14 protein-coding genes and 1 riboswitch are annotated in these 18,361 nt (G+C 53.7%); of the genes, 5 read left to right on the top strand and 9 right to left on the bottom strand.

The window, feature by feature from the left end; translation table 11 throughout:
- The first annotated feature begins 399 nt into the window (after positions 1 to 399).
- Genes CO251_RS09405 through CO251_RS09395 form a run of 3 tightly spaced genes read left to right on the top strand, consistent with a single transcriptional unit; the run spans position 400 to position 3,718 of the window.
- The gene (locus CO251_RS09405; protein WP_103375556.1) at positions 400 to 1,878 is read left to right on the top strand and encodes an efflux RND transporter periplasmic adaptor subunit; all 1,479 of its coding nucleotides are present in this window, start codon (positions 400 to 402) and stop codon (positions 1,876 to 1,878) included.
- Positions 1,875 to 2,555, top strand: a complete 681-nt coding sequence (locus tag CO251_RS09400) for an ABC transporter ATP-binding protein (protein ID WP_242968509.1) — start codon at positions 1,875 to 1,877, stop codon at positions 2,553 to 2,555. Before CO251_RS09405 ends, CO251_RS09400 begins: the two co-directional genes overlap by 4 nt.
- Positions 2,552 to 3,718 carry an ABC transporter permease gene (locus CO251_RS09395; RefSeq protein ID WP_158246258.1) on the top strand — a complete coding sequence of 389 codons (1,167 nt, stop codon included), beginning with the start codon at positions 2,552 to 2,554 and terminating at the stop codon, positions 3,716 to 3,718. The genes CO251_RS09400 and CO251_RS09395 overlap by 4 nt, the downstream gene beginning before the upstream one ends.
- Positions 3,719 to 4,340: 622 nt before the next feature.
- Here the strand turns inward: CO251_RS09395 and CO251_RS09390 are convergent.
- Positions 4,341 to 5,669, bottom strand: a complete 1,329-nt coding sequence (locus CO251_RS09390) for a PQQ-binding-like beta-propeller repeat protein (protein WP_103375554.1) — start codon at positions 5,667 to 5,669, stop codon at positions 4,341 to 4,343.
- 107 nt (positions 5,670 to 5,776) lie between these two features.
- Complete coding sequence (locus CO251_RS09385; RefSeq protein ID WP_103375553.1) at positions 5,777 to 6,475, bottom strand: helix-turn-helix transcriptional regulator; 699 nt, start codon at positions 6,473 to 6,475, stop codon at positions 5,777 to 5,779.
- A 107-nt stretch (positions 6,476 to 6,582) separates the two neighbouring features.
- Here CO251_RS09385 and CO251_RS09380 point away from each other — a divergent pair, with 107 nt between their 5' ends.
- A complete protein-coding gene (locus tag CO251_RS09380; protein ID WP_103375552.1) occupies positions 6,583 to 7,203 on the top strand; it encodes a flavin reductase family protein in 621 nt (206 codons plus the stop codon).
- An 84-nt stretch (positions 7,204 to 7,287) separates the two neighbouring features.
- Here CO251_RS09380 and CO251_RS09375 read toward each other — a convergent pair whose 3' ends face one another.
- Positions 7,288 to 9,672, bottom strand: coding sequence for an ATP-binding cassette domain-containing protein (locus CO251_RS09375; RefSeq protein ID WP_242968508.1), 2,385 nt, complete (start codon positions 9,670 to 9,672; stop codon positions 7,288 to 7,290).
- The gene (locus CO251_RS09370; protein ID WP_242968507.1) at positions 9,669 to 10,256 is read right to left on the bottom strand and encodes an ECF transporter S component; all 588 of its coding nucleotides are present in this window, start codon (positions 10,254 to 10,256) and stop codon (positions 9,669 to 9,671) included. Before CO251_RS09370 ends, CO251_RS09375 begins: the two co-directional genes overlap by 4 nt.
- A gap of 74 nt (positions 10,257 to 10,330) precedes the next feature.
- A riboswitch (TPP riboswitch) is annotated at positions 10,331 to 10,436 on the bottom strand.
- 231 nt (positions 10,437 to 10,667) lie between these two features.
- Here CO251_RS09370 and CO251_RS09365 point away from each other — a divergent pair.
- Positions 10,668 to 11,483, top strand: a complete 816-nt coding sequence (locus CO251_RS09365) for an SDR family NAD(P)-dependent oxidoreductase (protein ID WP_103375551.1) — start codon at positions 10,668 to 10,670, stop codon at positions 11,481 to 11,483.
- Here CO251_RS09365 and CO251_RS09360 read toward each other — a convergent pair.
- The 5 genes from CO251_RS09360 to speB all read right to left on the bottom strand — a co-directional run bounded on the left by CO251_RS09360 (position 11,440) and on the right by speB (position 18,301).
- Positions 11,440 to 12,891 carry a PucR family transcriptional regulator gene (locus tag CO251_RS09360; RefSeq protein WP_103375550.1) on the bottom strand — a complete coding sequence of 484 codons (1,452 nt, stop codon included), beginning with the start codon at positions 12,889 to 12,891 and terminating at the stop codon, positions 11,440 to 11,442. The genes CO251_RS09365 and CO251_RS09360 overlap by 44 nt on opposite strands.
- Before the next feature lie 235 nt (positions 12,892 to 13,126).
- Positions 13,127 to 14,620 carry an aminobutyraldehyde dehydrogenase gene (locus CO251_RS09355; RefSeq protein WP_103375549.1) on the bottom strand — a complete coding sequence of 498 codons (1,494 nt, stop codon included), beginning with the start codon at positions 14,618 to 14,620 and terminating at the stop codon, positions 13,127 to 13,129.
- A gap of 20 nt (positions 14,621 to 14,640) precedes the next feature.
- Positions 14,641 to 15,960 carry an aspartate aminotransferase family protein gene (locus CO251_RS09350; RefSeq protein ID WP_103375548.1) on the bottom strand — a complete coding sequence of 440 codons (1,320 nt, stop codon included), beginning with the start codon at positions 15,958 to 15,960 and terminating at the stop codon, positions 14,641 to 14,643.
- 43 nt (positions 15,961 to 16,003) lie between these two features.
- A complete protein-coding gene (locus CO251_RS09345; RefSeq protein ID WP_103375547.1) occupies positions 16,004 to 17,344 on the bottom strand; it encodes an aminotransferase class III-fold pyridoxal phosphate-dependent enzyme in 1,341 nt (446 codons plus the stop codon).
- Positions 17,345 to 18,301 (bottom strand): agmatinase, encoded by a 957-nt coding sequence (gene speB / locus CO251_RS09340; protein WP_103375546.1) that lies wholly within the window; start codon positions 18,299 to 18,301, stop codon positions 17,345 to 17,347.
- Positions 18,302 to 18,361: the final 60 nt, after the last annotated feature.

The following is an 18,361-nucleotide window of genomic DNA, read 5'->3' as shown; positions in this document are numbered from 1 at the left end:
TTGATTAATTCAAGAATTGTATATTATCGCTCATCATAACAATTGCTTATAGTCATTAGGAATGTCTGGATTTAAACCATCTGTTCATTGAAGCTATTCCCATCCGGAAATGCCGCAAAGTATTCCCTGCAATTTCTGTTCTCATCACGTCGATGCCCATCACATAGCCCGGGAGTTTAAGCGAGCGGCGATTTGTCTTTGCCACGGTGGCAAGGGGGGATTGATCACGGTCTTTCGAACCCCGTGTGAACGCCATGATTAACTTCAGCCGTTCTTCAGGGCCAAACGGTATTCATGCCGGACTGTCCTAAGTATCATGGAATGCAAGAAGGATAACCATGCCTAGACAACGAGTATGACATATCCGCATGTAATTTCGCTTTGGGAGGCGATGCTTCGATGGCGACATCACAGACTCCAGAAAGCCTGAAGCTTCACCGTAAACTGCCGTATCCGCGTGTCATCCTTTTAGCGGCGGGTACCGTGACCGTATTGTCCGCGCTGACCTATGGCGTTATCCGCAGCACCGAACCCCCGTCTCCGGTAAAATATTTGACGGCAATGGTCCGCCGTGGATCGTTATCGGAAACAGATTCCGCCACCGGCGAGGTCGTGCCCGCCGAAACCGATACGGTCGCAGTGCCCAGCAACGCCGTGGTCAGCACAGTACCTGTTCACTTAGGCGAGGTCGTCACCCAAGGCACCACCCTCGCCACCTTTAGCGATCCCACTCTCGTCAGTACCGTGGCCGCCGAACAGGCGGTCGTCTCCGCCCAATCCGCACAGGTCAATCTTCTCACGTCATCCAGTTATACCGCTTCGCAGCAAGACAGCATTACGCAAGCGCAAGATAACCTGATCCAAGCCGAAGAGATTCTGTCCGCTGATAAAAGTGCTGGGAATGTTGTCTCTCCCGCTGGAGGCATTGTCAGCCAACTGACCTCGGCTGGCACTGCGGTAACCGCGGGGCAAAGCATTGCGATGGTCGACGGTAAACCGGTTCAAGCGCCCATGACTGGCACCGTACAGACCATTTCCGTTGTCAACGGTCAGACCGTGAATCCCGGCACACTCCTTCTCACCATCACTTCCCCTGCCCTGCAAGCAAAAATTGTCGGGGACGAAGGACAAATTGCCGGGTTGCAAGCCGCTCTAGATAAAGCGGAGGCACAAGACAGCCCCGCACAAAACGCCACGGCCGCCGCCGAAGCAAGAGCCCAGTTACAGCGGGATGATGAAACCTTGGCCCAAGAACAGCAAGCCCTAGCTGGATTAGTCGTAAAAGCTCCTTTTGCCGGCGAAATCACCGCCCTCAATCTTTCCTCACCAGCTAAACTCCTGACCCTCAGCAGCTTAGCGCAGCAAGTAACAGTGCCCATTCCGGAAACCCAGGTGGCCATGATTCATCTCGGACAATCGGTCCAGTTGAGTTTACCCGCACTCCCCGATCAAACCCTTGCGGGCAGCGTGCAGAACATTGCCCCCGTTGGTACCTACTCCAATGGAGTTTCCAGTTTTCCTGTCAATGTCAACCTAACCCATTCTTCAGAGGTTCGGTACGGGATGAGTGCGCAAGCTAACATCGTCATCCGTACCGTGCATAATGCCTTGCTTGTTCCCTTATCGGCAATCCAAACGCACGGATTACACCATTTTGTGCAATGGTTAGGTGCGAACAATACCGTCACACGCACTCCTGTGCGCGTCCTCTTAGAGAACGCGACCACCGCAGCGATCAAATCGAAGCATCTAACGACCAATATGCGCGTCATTACCGCGACTCTGACAGCCTCCAATGGCAAATTACACTTGAAAACGAAGGGACGTGCACTCCATAGAGCCCATCCTAAAGGCCCACGAGGAGGAAAAAAAGCATGATGATTCGCTTGGTATCCGTATCGAAAACCTATCAGGTAGGAACAGAAACTTATCCGGTCTTGCGCGATATTGACTTGGAAGTACCCCACGGCATGTTCACCGCTATCATTGGTCCCTCCGGATCAGGCAAAACCACTTTGCTTAATATTTTAGGCGGTTTAGACGTTCCGTCTCAGGGATCATATTGGCTTAACGGCCACGACGTGAGCCATTTCAACCGAGAAGAATGGGCTCATGAGCGCAATCACACGATTGGCTTTGTCTTTCAATCCTTCCAACTCATTCCCTCGTTGTCGGCCCTAGACAATGTCGCATTGCCGCTCATTTACCGAAGAACGCCCCCCAAACAACGCCGCATCTTGGCCCAAGAAGCGCTCGAGCAAGTCGGGCTTGCCAAGCGAATGAATCATCGTCCCACCCAGTTGTCAGGAGGGCAGCAACAAAGGGTCGCCATCGCTCGCGCTCTCATTGGTCAGCCCCCTCTCATTTTGGCCGATGAACCCACAGGCAATTTAGATCATCAAACCGGTGAAGAAATTCTCGCGTTGTTGGAATCGTTAAACCGTAACGGCAAAACCGTCATCATTGTGACGCATAGTCACGAAGTGGCCGACAAATGCCGACAAGTTGTTCACGTCGAAGACGGCCATGTCACCTTGGCGGGGGTCCTATCATGATGTGGCGCGATGGCGTAGCGTTAGCACTTCGGGGCTTGACAGGCAACAAACTGCGCGCACTATTAACCATGCTAGGAGTGGTCATCGGGGTCGCCGCGGTCATCGTACTCGTAGCGATTGGGCAAGGCGCATCGTCCTTAGTGACCTCTCGAATTGAAACGTTGGGTACCAATGTCGTCTTTGTCACACCTTCAGCGGGAACTTTCTACCCTGTGTCAGAAACAACCACCGTGGCACGTGTGTTACCATCTGGAGATCACGTCGTACCCGTAATGAGCACCGGTGCCAAAATTTCAACCCCTGACAATCAAAGCAGCGCCCTCATTGACGGCACCACCCCAAAGTATTTTGCGCTCGGCGGCCTCTCCTTGGCTTCGGGACACTTTTTAACCACGCCCGAACTTGAGCAAGCTCAGCATGTCGCTGTGCTAGGAGCCAACCAAGCAGCCAATTTGTTTAACGGCATGAACCCGGTCGGTTCGTCGGTCATGATATTAGGCCAGCAATTTACCGTCATAGGCGTTTTGAACGCAGTGGGTCAAGGTCCCGGAGCGAGTCAAGACAACGCCATTTTTATTCCCTTGTCAGTCTCCGAGTTCCTATTTAGCACCAATCAGCTTAGCGAATTGATTATTCAAGCGCCCAGCCCCAATATAGCGAATTTATCGGCAGACGAATTGACCCGCCTTTATACGAATGCATTGGGATCGGCCAACGCAGTCAGCGTGGCTTCTGAAGACCAAGTTTTGCAAACCCTTCAGGCCACCCGGTCGACCTTTACCGACCTTTTAGCCGGGACGGCTGCGATTGCGCTCCTTGTCGGCGGGATTGGCATTATGAATATCATGCTCGTATCTGTTACCGAGCGCACGCGAGAAATCGGCATACGCCAAGCGTTAGGGGCAACGCGCGAAGACGTGCTGTTGCAGTTTTTAATAGAATCTATGGTCCTAAGCTTATCGGGAGGGATCTTGGGTGCCGCCATTGGGGTGGGACTGACCCAACTCGTTCCTGTCATCTTGAAAACCCCTGCCATCTTTTCGCCTTCAGCTTTGGTATTAGCCTTCGTCTTTAGCACGGCTGTTGGGCTCATTTTTGGTCTCTATCCGGCCTTTAAAGCGTCCGCCCTCGAACCCATTCACGCTCTGCGCTATGACGGCTAACCCAAAAGACAGTCCTGCATGATGCTGTCGAACCCAATCTTTAAAATGTGTTAAGGAAATTGATGACCCGTCTTAGGAAAGTTTCCGCCTATGGAAAACACAACGAGTGCGGCTCAGGTTACCAAGACATTAGGGGTGACGGTAAAAACCATTTCGCATTAAGACCACGCAGGCCGTCTGACGCCGGCACAACGCACACAGCGTAGTCGCCGCTATGACACGCCAGACGAGTACACCGATTTCGCCAAGCATTCCACCAAAACCGCGACAAAAGCGGGTCGCGAATCTTCGACATCCTCTGAAACACATCGCGCTGTCTCCGACGTAAAAACAAAGAAGAAGAATCGAAACCGTGGGGAAGGCATGGTGAAGAATCATCATTGGGGGGTGTTCTTCGTGTGAGATGACGCCTGCCCGTGATATCCCTGCCTCACAGCATGTGCACCGGCGAGCGACCAAAACGGCGACGTGTTCCGCAATGGACGCGACGAAAAAGTCACGCCTGTATGATCTGCACCGAGACCCGCTGGCTATAGGTTGAAGGATTTAGGGCAGTGATCCCTATCGATTATAAGATTGTCTAGCAGGTATTAACGACCGCACGGGCTTTGAGTGAAGTCCTCTAATGTCCACCCAAGATGGGCGCAATGGCCTTTAAGGGTAACGCCGTTAGAGAAGGTGCCCGAGTCCCCACGATGACGGTTTGACCGACTAAAAGTGGCACACTGGGCATAAACGCTCCGCCCACGGCTGTTTGATGCAAGACGTCCCCGGTCTTCGCATTCACGTCCCATAATGTGCCTTGGCTATCGCCCACCAAGAGTTGTCCTTGTACATACAAAGGCGCCTGCGTAATCCCCTTGTGATTCAACCCATTGCTCCAAAGCACCGCCCCGGTCCGAGCATTAAGTGCATAAAGTGTTTTTGTAATCGGACTGCCAAGATAAAGCACACCAGCATGAAAGGTGGGAATGCCCGATTCATTGCTTGCTCTTCCACTTGCCGAATACGGCAAGGGCCCGGTTCCTAACGCGTGTTGCCATCGAATATGTCCCGTCGCTTTATCGATATCGATCGCGTAGAAGGTATTGCGCCCATCCACCGTTTTCACGGCTTCGGTATAAATGTTGTGCCCCACCAGCAAAGGAGGACAATCATCTAACGCTCCTGTGGCACCAGACACGGGTGTCTGCCATTGGACGCGCCATGTCCTTAAATTCACCGCATAAAACGTGTAGGGATAGGCACCGCCAAAATAGAGCACGCCTTGCGAAACGACCGGGGACGACATACTAACATAACTCGGAATCGGCAACGTACGAAGAATTTGGCCGGTGACAGGACTAATCTCCATGAGTTGGTCTGATCCGCCGACAACATATAAATCCCCTTGCCAATAGACGGGAGTCGGCATATCTTCTCCCTGTGTAGGAACTTGCCACAGCACTTGTCCCGTTTTGGCGGATAAGGCCATGACACTGCTGCTGCCAGTGCCCCGGATATTCGCCTGACCTATTTGCGGCACTTCCGGAAATAGACTATTGCCCTTTCCCACAAACACCCGATTGCCTATGACAAGCGGCATGGTCATGACCTGATTATTGACGGGGGTAGCCCACAGCGGATGACCATTTTTAATATTGAGCGCCACCACTTCAAAGGGCGAGGAAACCGTTCCTCCATATACCACGCCTCGCACGGCCACGGGATTCATAACGGCGCCTCCGTCATATCGCCAGTGCACCGCGAGTGATTGTTGCAAGACGTTCGGTTTTGGGGTTCGAGACGCATCGATCCCAAACATCTTTGCCGATTGCAAGCCATAATTCCCGAAGATTTGACCTGCTGTGGACAAGACGGTCCACCTTACAGTTACCGCCACGATAAAGAGAACGGCAAGCATGGCCCCTGTCCTAAACGACGATTTATGCAACACACGTGAAACACTCATGCGCTTTCCCCCTTGTTCTTCCCGGGGGATTTTAACAAGACAAGCTGAAACGGTCCTGAATGTGAGCTGAACATTACCTGAATCACCAAGGGGCTCCCGAGCACGCGTTATCTGCCGCTGATTGAGAACCGTATGCCCAGTTCCCCTTTGAAGCCCATCAATCCTGAAGGCGTTATGCGCACAGCGCGCCCCACGGGAACTCGCTCGACCCACTTGAGTTCGATAAGGCGATTAGTGAGTGCCGCCCCCAGCGCCCCGGCCATATGATGCCGGCGTTCGCTCCAGTCCAAGCATTGCCGTGCAAAATGGCGCCGGCTGCGTCCAAGATCTTCCACGTCTATCCCGAATTCGCGAAACCACTGTGTTCCATTCAACGTCACGACAAAGTCTCGCCCTTGGGAGCGCACCAGACCCAGTTCCCCCATCTTATCGGTTAACGCCACCCCAACCTCCCCAGCGAGATGGTCATAGCAGGTCCTGGCAAAGCGCAAAGCACGTGATTCCTCCGATTCACGAAGGGAGCGAATCGGCTTAGGGGACGCAACGGCATTGAGTGCCTCCAATGCCAACCCCACCTCAATGCTCGCTAAACGATAATAGCGATGCCGGCCGTAGGATTCGTGGACCAATAGGCCCCCTGCCACCATCTTGGCGAGATGTGAGCTGGCGGTTTGGGGCGTCACATGGGCCGCGCGGGCGAGTTCACTAGCTGGTAGCGCCTTGCCGCCCAGCAAACACAGCAACATCGCGGCCCGTGATTCATCCCCTATTAAGGACGCAACCTCCACCAAATTCGGTACCGTCATTCCATACCTCCATTCATTGGCCCATAACATGTATAGTTCGATACTAGTCGAATAGATTGCGTCTTACAATAGCGGCGGAATCCACTAAGCCTTAGGGAGGTCTTGCCATGACGCAACATCTAGAACCCAAGTTCCCCACGCGGATTGTCCATCCAAGGATCTTATATTTCGGGACACCGGTCGTCCTGCTCAGCACCTTAAACCTAGACGGCAGTACTAACATTACTCCGATGTCCTCAGCCTGGGCATTAGGTTCTCGCATTGTCTTGGGATTGGGGGAAGGCGGGCACGGGTTAACCAATCTCCGGCGACATGGCGAATGTGTCGTGAACGTCCCCAGTCCCGACCTGTGGGAGCAGGTGGAGGCCCTTGCTCCCTTCACCGGAGCCCAGCCGGTCCCGGAACATAAGCGGGGCGTGTTCCGGTTCGAACCCGACAAGTTTAGGGTCTGTGGCCTAACGCCTCAGCCTTCACACGAGGTTCGCCCCCACCGCATTAGCGAATGCCCACTCCAAATCGAGGCTAAGCTCGTCACGCTGCACATGGCAGGCGCGCATACTCGTTTTGCCATTATCCAGGTCGAAACCGTCCTGGTCCACGCCCACGAAACCATTGTGGTTGACGACTCGCATATCGATCCGGCACTTTGGAGTCCTCTCATTTATAACTTCCGTCACTATTTTGGCTTGGGACCCCAGCTAGGCAAGACGTTCCGCGCAGAGCTCTAAAATAAAAGGACACGTGGCACACCACGTGTCCATAGAGCCGAGATCTTGCCAACAAGAAGATGACCACACACTGCGGCACCTGCCTTAATGCCCCCCTATCACAATAGCTAGGTTCACCGCACATACCAGCACCACGTACAAACCATCTTGCCATCCCAAGGGGATCCGGCGGTAATACGTTCGGGCCTGAGGGTTGTCTGCCACTACCCCACGAAATCCGCGCGCTTCCATTGCGACGGACACGCGTTCTCCCATGCGGATGGCTTGACTTAATAAAGGTAGGGCATAGGTCACAATCCGGGTCAGGCGGTAACGTCCGGCTTTTCCTCGCAGTTGGCGAGCTTGGCGAATCTTGCGCCATTCATCCTCGAAAAGAGGAAACACGCGAATGCCCGCCAGACTTCCGTAGCTAAAACGCGGCGGTACCCGCAAGTTTTGCGACAAACTCACAATGAGATCCGTTAAATCGGTTGTGGAGACAAATAATACGCCAAATGCGACGGAAGCGAGCATCCGAAACGCTAAAATCAGCCCGTTATCGAGCCCGGTCCAACTCAAGCGATACCATAGAAAATAGAACACGGGCGTATGCGGTCCGACACGGGAATACGCGGTCAGCGTCCACGTATATAACACGAAGAAAATTACAAATGGAGCCATGCGTTTGGCAATTTGGCCAAGCGTCAACTGCGCTCCCCACCACATCAAGAGCACGGGAAAAATCGCCAGCGCGACCGCTTCAGGGATATTTGCCGCAAACATTGCAATTCCCATCGCTAGTATAGTCGCAATCAGTTTTACGGAGGGATTGAGCCGCCCCAGCCATGATTGTTTTTGTGATTCCTGCACTTGCGCAAACCGGCTCCAGCCCCGGGTTTGTGGATCCACGGCCGTTTCGCTCGGCACGGGTTCTTCACCCACTAATTCAGGCACGAGATGCGCTTGGCGCATCAGCGCGGGATTTGCAAATAAATCGGCCGGAGCGCCATCAAACACGATCTTCCCTTCCATCAAGACAAAAACACGGCTGGCGTAACGCGCCACCAGCTCCATATCGTGGGTTGTGATGATGACGGTACGACCTTGCTGGTGCAGCGTTTCCAATTGGTTCACAATCGCTTCTTGTGTCCGCGCGTCTTGGCCAAACGTCGGCTCATCTAAGACATAGGCTAGGTGATCATCTTTCAGCATAACGGCCACCGCAAGCCGCCTTTTTTGGCCTTGACTTAATGCGAATGGACTATGTCGCTCATAGCCATCAAGACCAAATTGCTGTAGTAGCGCCCCGACCTGGGGAGGCGTCTCATCCTCGACATAGCCATCTGCGAGTTCGTCCACGACCCGTTCATAGACAAACTGATGCTCCGGATTTTGAAACCCCAACACCACCGGTACCGGCATCATCTCCGTGGGTTGCGGCCTGTCGAGTTCTCCTCCACTGGGTTTCGTCAATCCGGCCAGCAAGGCGAGCAACGTGGATTTTCCCGACCCGTTTGGCCCCACAATGACGACTTTTTCGCCAGCATGAATCTCAAAATCTAATCCATGAAGCACCTCTCGCGATGCTTTGCGTTTGCCGTAGGCATAACGCAACTGACGGGCTGCAAATAACGTCTCTTGGTCCCTGCCGTCAGGTTCTTTTGAGGAGCGCCGGGCTTGCGCCAATGCCTGCAGCGTGTGAGGCTGTCCCCAGGCCCCGTGGGCATCGGTCCACCATGGCGGCACCATACCTTCTTGCACCATCCATGGCCATTCTCTTGCGATCACCTCACGGGTCGGGCCTTGAGCTCGAATGGTACCCTCGCGACCAATGAGAATGACTTGAGGCAGGAGATCCATAAATGCTAAAAACTTATGCTCAATGACCATGAGGGTGCGGCCACTACCGTGCAGCCGCCGAATTTCATGAAACACCTCGGCCGTGCCTTGCGGATCGAGATTCGCGGTCGGCTCATCGAAGATCAAGACGTCGGGATTCTGCGCCAACGCCGACGCAATCGCTAATTTTTGTTTCATCCCGCCTGACAAGGTCAAATTGTATGCGTCCGGTGCCACGGCCAAATGGGCCCGTGATAATGCGTCACGAATGCACCCATCCATCTCTTCTCGTGGCACACTTTGGTTCTCCAATCCAAACGCAATTTCTTGGCCGGCTGTTAATTGGCAAAATTGCGATTCCGGATCTTGAAAAATATAGCCGATGCGTCCCGAAGCCTCAAGTTCTGGGGCGCGTTCCACCCGTCCTGTGACCAGGGCTTCAACGCTATCGGGGATAAGGCCCGCAACTACCATGGCCAGCGTCGATTTACCGCTGCCGCTGGGACCGATCACTAACACGGATTGGCCTTTGTAGAGCGTGAAATCAACGTGGTCTAACGCCAAGCGCCCTTCGTAGCGAACGCTCAAATCCCTTGCCGCAAACAAAGGCGTTTCGAGCTGGCGCTCCGGACGCGACAAAGAGGTCATCATAACGAATTTTGAGCCTGCCGGCCGATGGCAAAGTTGCGCAAGACGCCGGTGCGTTTGAGAGCATTGCCGATCCATGTGGACAGTAAGCCGGAAAAGATAGCCCCACTAATTAACGTGACCACCACATAGCCGACTTGGGTTAAAATCGTATAATCATTGACACCATAATAGAAGTACGAATAGATGTAATTGCCGACGCCACCCATAGCCGTGGCAAACAGCATCATGGGCAAATTGTATCGGCGATAGCGACCTAACGCAAAGCCCGCTTCGACGCCTAGACCTTGGGCAATGCCAATTGTAAACGCCTGAATCCCATAGGGGCTACCTAAAGCAAATTCGACAAATCCGCCAATCGATTCCGCTAACACAGCAGCGCCCGGCTTGCGCACAATATAGGGAACAATTCCTGCAGCAATCCACCATAAGCCATTAAAACCCGCTGTTAGTACGGGGCTTACCGTACTCGGCACAAATTTATAGAGGAGGTCCCAGCCCAGATAGATGGCACCGCAAGCCGTAGCTAAGACGGCTGTGACAACAATATCACGCAGTTTCCACTGCATCGATGAATGATTTTGCATGAATCCCATCCTCCCTAGTGAAGGACAAGGAGTGAGGGCTCCAGAAAAGGATACACCTTAAGAAATGAGGTGAATCGCAGTCACTGGCACTTTCCTCCCGCTGGCATTATCCAGATCGAGTTGAAAGGGTTAGCAACGGTCACGTTGCTTCTCAGCCTCTAGGCACCCCTAGTACCATGTCACAAACAGTATTGTGTTTGCTTCTTGATTATAATCCACGATCCCTCTTATGAGATCAATCCCGACAGATTTTTTACAGGGCTCAAAAACGGCTCAGCGACAAGGTCACCGTGTTTTTTAGAGTCTAGCACCGGATTGATACCCACAAGATTCAAGAAATACTTGAAGTTCTCTGGGGTATTTCGTAACGTGAAGAGAAGAGCATAGCCTATTGACAAGGAGACTACTCATATGCCGTACCCCAGGTCCGTCGCGCTGATAACGGGCGCAGGCAGTGCCCAAGGCATTGGCTTTGCCACCGCTAAGCTTTTGGCCCAAGCGGGTATAGCCATCGCTATCACATCCACGACAGCCCGCATTCATGACCGTGCGCACGAACTGCGTCAAGCCGGCTTCAACGCTTTTTCGGTCGAAGCTGACCTCACCGACTGGTCAGCCGTTACGCACGTTGTGCACGAGACCCTTGCCACATTTGGCCATCTCGAGATTTTGATTAACAATGCGGGCATGACACAAGTTGGTACCGCAATGGGTGACCAACCGGTCGAGACGCTAAGCCTTGAAGAGTGGGAACAAGGGCTAGCACGCAATGCGACGACGGCCTTCTTATGTTGTAAAGCCGTCCTTCCTGTTATGAAAGCTCAGCGCTACGGCCGCATCGTCAACGTGGCATCGGTCACGGGCCCAGTCGTGACCAATCCCTTTGAAGCTGCCTATGCGGCGGGCAAAGCCGCCATGGTGGGACTGACGCGCACCTTGGCTCTGGAGACTGCAACATGGGGCATTACCGTCAATGCGGTGGCCCCAGGATGGATTGCGACTGCCTCTTCAACACCCGAGGAACACCATGCTGCCCGTTATAGTCCGGTGGGCCGAGCCGGAACTCCAGAAGAAGTCGCCAGTGCCATTAGGTGGCTAGCGGCCCCTGAAGCCAGCTACGTGACTGGACAGATTCTGATTGTCGACGGAGGAAATTCTCTTATGGAAAACAAAGCCCCAAGCCTTAGCCTTGGGATTGCGCCTGACTCTGAATCCAACGAAACATAAAGCCCAACTCCCACAGGTAGCCGGGATCTAAAGGGCGTTCTAAAATCTGCTCTAACTGCTGAACACGGTACCGCAAGGTATTGCGATGAATTCTCAGCGCCATAGCCGCCTCAGACCGCGATCCATGATGCTCTACGAGCACTTGTAAGGTGAGACGCAAGACAGGATCGGTAATCCGGTCCCACGTCAATTTCACCAATGTCCCCATCACCTCCGGTGGCAATTCTGCAATCAATCGCGGAAATAAGAGGCTACTTAGGTCCATCACCTCGGTTCTCGCCGTACGCGGCATCACGCGAATGATAGCGCGGTATGTTTCGGCGAGTTTGGTCGTCTCCACCGCATCAGAAAACACCGCAGTTAGACACCCGTTCTCACGCAACAACCGATGGATTTTATGATTTAAAGAGACCAAATTGATGGCGGGCTGTTCTGGCAAAACCGCGACAATATACTCTTGCGACAGCGTCGTCAGGACCTTCCATTCGCTTAACACATGGCGCAGCTGATCTTCCAAATGGGTTACAGGCTCAAAGCCTTGTTTGGTCTTGCAAGGGCCCGTACGAACCACCGCCACCACCAATAGATGGTGACGCCGATGCATATGAAATCCAATCAGTTTGGCGCGCTCCACCAAGCCCGGATCGTGCGTGACGTTGCCACTCAGCGCCATATCTAAGACAGAACTTTGTAGACGCGCTTCCGTGCGTGCTGCCACCTGTTCGCGTAAAACCCAAAGACCGGTTACTAAGGCCATATGCTCAAAGACATGGGTTTGCCAATCTTCAAGCGGCTGGGGTAGGGCTACACGCAGAAAATGCGTATGGGCATGAAAGGTTTGAATAGGAAACTGGGTAAAGGCCGCCATAGGAATCGCCCGATTGAGCAGGGAATTGCCCTCACTATCGGTAACGTCCACGGCATGGCCACATAACGACGACAAGTCTTGGCATAACTGCGTCAACGACCGACTTTGTACCGCCACGCGCACCATCTGCGTTTGCAAGCGGTCAATATTGGCCATCACCGCAAACTGCTCTTGAATCACCAATTGGTGCACTGCTTCGCTCACCCGCACAAAGGGCAGCGCCCACGGCAAAACAATAATCGGTAAGCCTAGGCGATCCGCATCCGCCAGCGCCTCATCCGGAATTTCTTGGATGTAAGGCCCCAGTGCTACCATAATGCCACTCAATTTTTGCGCATCTAGCTCCCCAATGATACTGGTCCACTGAAAGCGACTATACCCCGTGGTCATCAAAAGCATTTGTGGCAAGATCCATTGCGTGATATCGGGAATATCCACCACATGGACCAGCCGTACCGGCCGCTCCAACCCCGAATTCCCGGCCACAACCTGCGCTTGGGATAAAATGGGCAAGCCTAGGACATCTTTGACCGTAGCCACTGTGCCACCTCTTTACCCGAATCCATTCCCGAAAGACGCTGCCAAAATCGCTAATAGGGCGTCACCGATATACTGTCGCCACGAATCCTGATTTAATACAGAATAGCGCGAAATGTTGAGCCATAAAAGGCCTTATGGGGTGTTTTTGCAAATTACTGGGCTCTAGCCCTAAAAACCAAACGGAGCAGGATATTCCTACTCCGCTTCCATCCTGATCGGCCTTTCATTCTATCCGTTATTCTTCAGGTACGTCGCCTAAGACCGTAAAATGCCAAGGTTTGATGGCATCGGTGTGGATCTCTGCCATGACGTGCTTCACAACCGTGTACTCCTCGAGTGCATAGCGCGAGAGATCGTGACCAAAGCCACTTTGCTTGATGCCCCCATGCGGCATTTCCGAGGTCAACGGCAAATGGTCATTGAGCCACACCTCGCCAAAGGCTAGATGCTTGCTCATGGTGAGCGCGCGGTTCAAGTCCTGGGTCCACACCGAGGCGGCCAAGCCGTAGTCCACGTCATTCGCCTTGGCGAGCACGTCCTCGTCCGTGTCAAATGGCATGACCGCGATGACCGGCCCAAAGATTTCCTCTTGGACACAGGCCCAATGCTGTTCGACGTCCGCTAAAATCGTAGGGTCCGCATAAAAGCCCGTTCCGATGCCTGGTAAGTGCCTGCCTGCGGTGATAATCCGCGCCCCTTGTTTTCCAGCCTGTTCAATGTAGCCCGTGACTTTTTGCCATTGCGCCTGCGAGACTAAGGGGCCTAAATCGGTGTCTTTTTGCATGGGATCACCTAAGCGGGCTTGATCAAACACCTCTTGCAGCCCTTCTAAAAACTGTTCGTAATGCTTGCGGTGAACATAGGCCCGGGTTGCTGCGGTACAGTCCTGCCCGGAATTGACTAAGGCTGCAACGGCAATCCCGTGGATTGCCGCATCAAGAGGGGCATCGTCAAATACCACCGCCGGAGCCTTGCCGCCCAATTCCAAGTGCAGGCGCTTGACTCGCGAAGCGGCCTGCGCCATAATCTTCCTGCCTGTGTGGGTATCTCCCGTGAGGGAAATCATCGCCACATCAGGATGGCGAACGAGCGCATCCCCCACCAATGCCCCAGGCCCCGCGATAATATTAAGCACTCCCCTAGGAATCCCCGCTTCTTTGGCCGCGGGCCCTAATAATAACGCGGTTAAAGGCGTAATGCTTGCCGGCTTTAACACCACCGTATTGCCTGCTGCCAAGGCAGGAGCAATTTTCCAAATCGCCATCATCAACGGATAATTCCATGGGGCAATAGCCGCCACGACTCCCACCGGCTCGCGGCGAATCCATGAAGTATGAACGCCGTTATATTCTTGAGTCGCTTGACCTTCTAGCACGCGCCCAGCGCCTGCAAAATACCGCAGATTGTCTAACGCAAAGGGAAAATCGGAATAGGTCACGAGCTTTATGGGTTTTCCCGATTGCAACACTTCCCAGCGAATCAAGTCCTCGGCCTGGCTCTGGAGGACATCCGCCAATTTAAAAAGGGCAGCGGCTCGCTCTGCGAACGCCATGCGCGGCCATGGACCCGATTGCCACGCCTTCTTGGCAGAGGCCACGGCCTGATTGACTTCTGCAATCCCTGCCGTCGCGACTTCTGCCACCGTTTCCTTTGTGGCCGGATTGATCACGGTGCCTACGCTTTGCTCCCCAGACGTCCATGCTCCGTCAACCCACGAATGCCACTGCATCAATGCGCCCTCCTCCTGCTTCATAATTGTGCCATTTCTTCTACTAAAGCCTGACGCAAGGCGTCAATAATGTCTTGGCCTTGCTCCTTGGTCATAATAAGCGGGGGAGACAACGTTAAAATATCTTGGGCCGTTCGGACAATCACCCCGCGCTCTTTCATTTTTTGGGCTACGCGTAAAGCCCGCTGTCCTGGCTTGTCGGCCTTCCCCGGCACAATCTCAATGCGCCCTAACAAACCAATGCATCCCGGATACTGCGCGGCATCGGGATACGCCTCACTCAAGACCTTAAGCTCCTGGCCCATCCATTCTCCGACATGCTGGGCATTAGTGGCGAGATCTTCTTTTTCGATGATTTCCAAATTGGCGATGGCCGCCGCGCACGCCACCGGATGGCCACTGTAGGTATTGCCGTGTCGAAATTCCGGACCGTCAGCGGCTTGTGATGTAATGGTGTCAAAAACGTCGCCACTGACCGCGGTGGCACCAAGCGGCATATATCCTGAGGTCAGGCCCTTGGCAAATGTCATCATGTCGGGCTGTATCCCGTAGTAGCGACTTCCCGTCCACGTACCCAAGCGCCCAAACGCCGTTACCACTTCATCGGCGATGAATAAGACATGATAGCGCGTACACAAGTCCCTGACCCGGGCCAAGTAGTCCGGCGGTGGGATAATGACCCCACCCGCCGCCTGCACCGGCTCCGCAATGAACGCCGCAACGGTGTCAGGATCCTGAAATTGAATCATCCGTTCGAGTTCGGCCACACACGCGTAGGTGCATCCTGTTGTTGGACCATGAAAAGCGCAATGGGACACGTAAGGTGCGGGCGCGTGGTAGACGTCGCCGACAAAAGGCTCGAACAACGTGCGATTGGCGGTGATACCTGCCACGGACAACGCCCCATATGTCACGCCATGATAGGCGTGATGCCGCCCAATCAACTTGGTCTTGCGCGGCTGTCCCTTGCTCTTCCAATATAATCGCGACAGCTTCAGCGCCGTTTCCACCGCTTCTGACCCGTCATTGCTAAAGAACACGGACGCCATACCTTCAGGTTGTAAAATCTCTACCAATCGCTCTGCTAAATCTAACGAAGGACGATTCGCCATCCCGCCAAACGAGGGAAACCATGCCAACCGCTCAGCTTGCTCGGCCATTGCCTGGACGATTTCCTTGCGTCCGTACCCCGCGTTGACCAGCCACAATCCCGCGTGCGCATCGAGATAGCGCCGGCCGTGCTCATCAAACACATATACCCCCTTGGCGGTATCGACCACGAAATCCGGTGCACTCTCCATGGCCTTCATATTGGTAAATGGACCCCAACGTGTCTGCACAAACTCACCTCTATCAAGGATTTTATGGCCTCTCGTATGAACGTTAGACCTTTTCCTGCAACGCGTCTTCCAGCGCATTTAAAACATAATCGATTTGTTGATAGCTAATCGAATAGGGCGGTTCAATGCGAATCACTTGCGAATTGCTAAGGGTCCCGCCCACTAACACGTTTTTCCGAAAAAGCCGCTTGGCCACGTCATACCCCGTTTCGTGATTATAGAATTCCATGCCCATGAGGAGGCCGCGGCCTCTGACATCACGCAAGATCTCAGGATGGCGCTCGCGAATGGTCTGAAGACCTTCCAGAAAATATGCGCCCTTTTCGGCGGCAATGCGCGGCACATCCTCTTCCATGATGACCTCAATGGCAGCAATCGCGGCGGATGCCACCAAAGGATTACCGCCAAACGTCGAGGAGCCCAAAATAAATGGATTGTCTTCCATCTTCCCCCACCACCGGTGCTGTGCGACCATGCAAGCAATTGGTGCCACCCCGCCACCAAAGGCTTTACCCAAGGTCATAATATCGGGCACGACTCCGCTGTGATCGACGCCGAAAAGTTTGCCTGTCCGGCCCATCCCCGTTTGAATTTCGTCGACGATAAGCAAGCATTCATAGCGGTCGCAAATCGCGCGCAAGTCGGGGAGATATGACGGCGGGGGAATATTCACGCCCCCTTCGCCTTGAATAGGCTCCACAATAATCCCGGCCACGGTTTCACCGGAGCGCAGCAATTGCACAATAGCTTGCTCGGCGGCTCCTGCATCGCCAAAAGGCACATGCTGAAATCCAGGTACCAAGGGTAAATAGGGCTGGCGAAACAATCCTTTGCCGGTCGCTGACAACGACCCCATGGTTTTGCCATGAAACCCCTTTTCCATCGCAATGAAATGTTTTTTGCCCGTCGCAAGCCGCGCCAGTTTTAATGCCATTTCATTGGCTTCGGTGCCGGCATTGACAAGGTAAGAGTGTTGCAAATCTCCGGGCGTTATCATCGCGACCAGTTTTGACAAATACCCCCGCAACGGATCAATTAATTCTTGGCTGTGCAGCGCATAGCGGTTCAATTGACTTTTGACCGCTTCGACCACTTTCGGATGGCGATGACCCAGGAGATACACGCCATAGCCGCCTAAACAGTCAATGTATTCATGACCATGGGTGTCGCGAAATACCGCCCCTTCGTCTTCCCATTCCGCCACTGAATAATCGTCAGAATAAGATTTGCGGCTTTTCAGAATCGCTTCGGTCACGTAGAGCGGAAAGTTTTCCAAAGAATCCGCGACAATGCGGTCGCGATCGGCCTCGCTCAGCGTATCTGCTTTGATATACCCAAGGATTCTCTGCGACTCCCGTACAATCTCTTCTGATGATGCACGCATTCATACCGTCTCCTTCGTTTTATTGCGCCCGCACGCACGCGCAAGCAAAAATAGCACTTCATAGGCCGTCGTCGCTGCAAACAATGATGAGGTCCGGGTCACATCCAAGTCAGGACTAAGTTCCACCACATCGGCACCTGCCAGCGGTGCGGAGATGAGGCGCAAGGCTTGCAACACCATGTAGCTGCTTGGCCCTCCCGCCTCCGGTGTGCCGGTTCCGCACGCATAAGCGGGATCGACCACATCAATATCGACACTTAAATACGCCACGTGTGTTCCGACGCGCCTGTGAATTTGTTCGGCAAGCCATGACGCTGAGTGTGCATACCAATCGTCCGTTGTGATCTGTTGAATGTGTAGGTCCTCTCCAAAGTGGTCCTCCTCCGCTTGGTCAAGCCCGCCCCGCAATCCCACCTGAAGACTGAATGCAGGATCAATCAAACCCTCTTCGATTGCTCGCCGAAATACCGTGGCATGACTATACTTTTCACCCCACGAATCGTGCCACAAATCATGGTGCGCATCGAAATGGATGAGAGCGAGAGACCCTACCCGCTTACTTAGTGACCGAAGCGCGGCCAGCGACACCGAATGATCCCCACCGAGCAGCAAGACCGCGGCCTCTCCCAACTTGTCCAGCTGTTCTGTCATGCGCACAAGTGTCACGACGATATTGCCCGGAACCACAATGAGGTCTCCGCCATCCGCCACGACGGCTTCATGGGTGAGAAACTGCCGGTGTCCTCGGTGGTAGGGATATAAGGCGCTTGACGCCTCGCGAATGGCACTAGGGCCCATTCGAGCTCCCGGCCGAAAGGTGGTTCCGCCATCAAAAGGGGCGCCAACGACAACGATATCAGGGTCGTTAACCTGTTCCAAAGACGGCAGTTTCATAAACGTGGTAGGGCCAGAAAATCGTGGCATCAGGTGTTCTGCAACGGGATCATAATTGGCCATAATGCGTCCTTTCTTGGTTCTCTCATCATGCGATATTGGCTTATTCTTGGCTCATCGGAC

The sequence above is a fragment of the Sulfobacillus sp. hq2 genome, from assembly GCF_002903155.1.
Classification (GTDB): Bacteria; Bacillota; Sulfobacillia; order Sulfobacillales; family Sulfobacillaceae; genus Sulfobacillus; species Sulfobacillus thermotolerans.
This window is presented reverse-complemented; position numbering and strand designations above follow the sequence as displayed.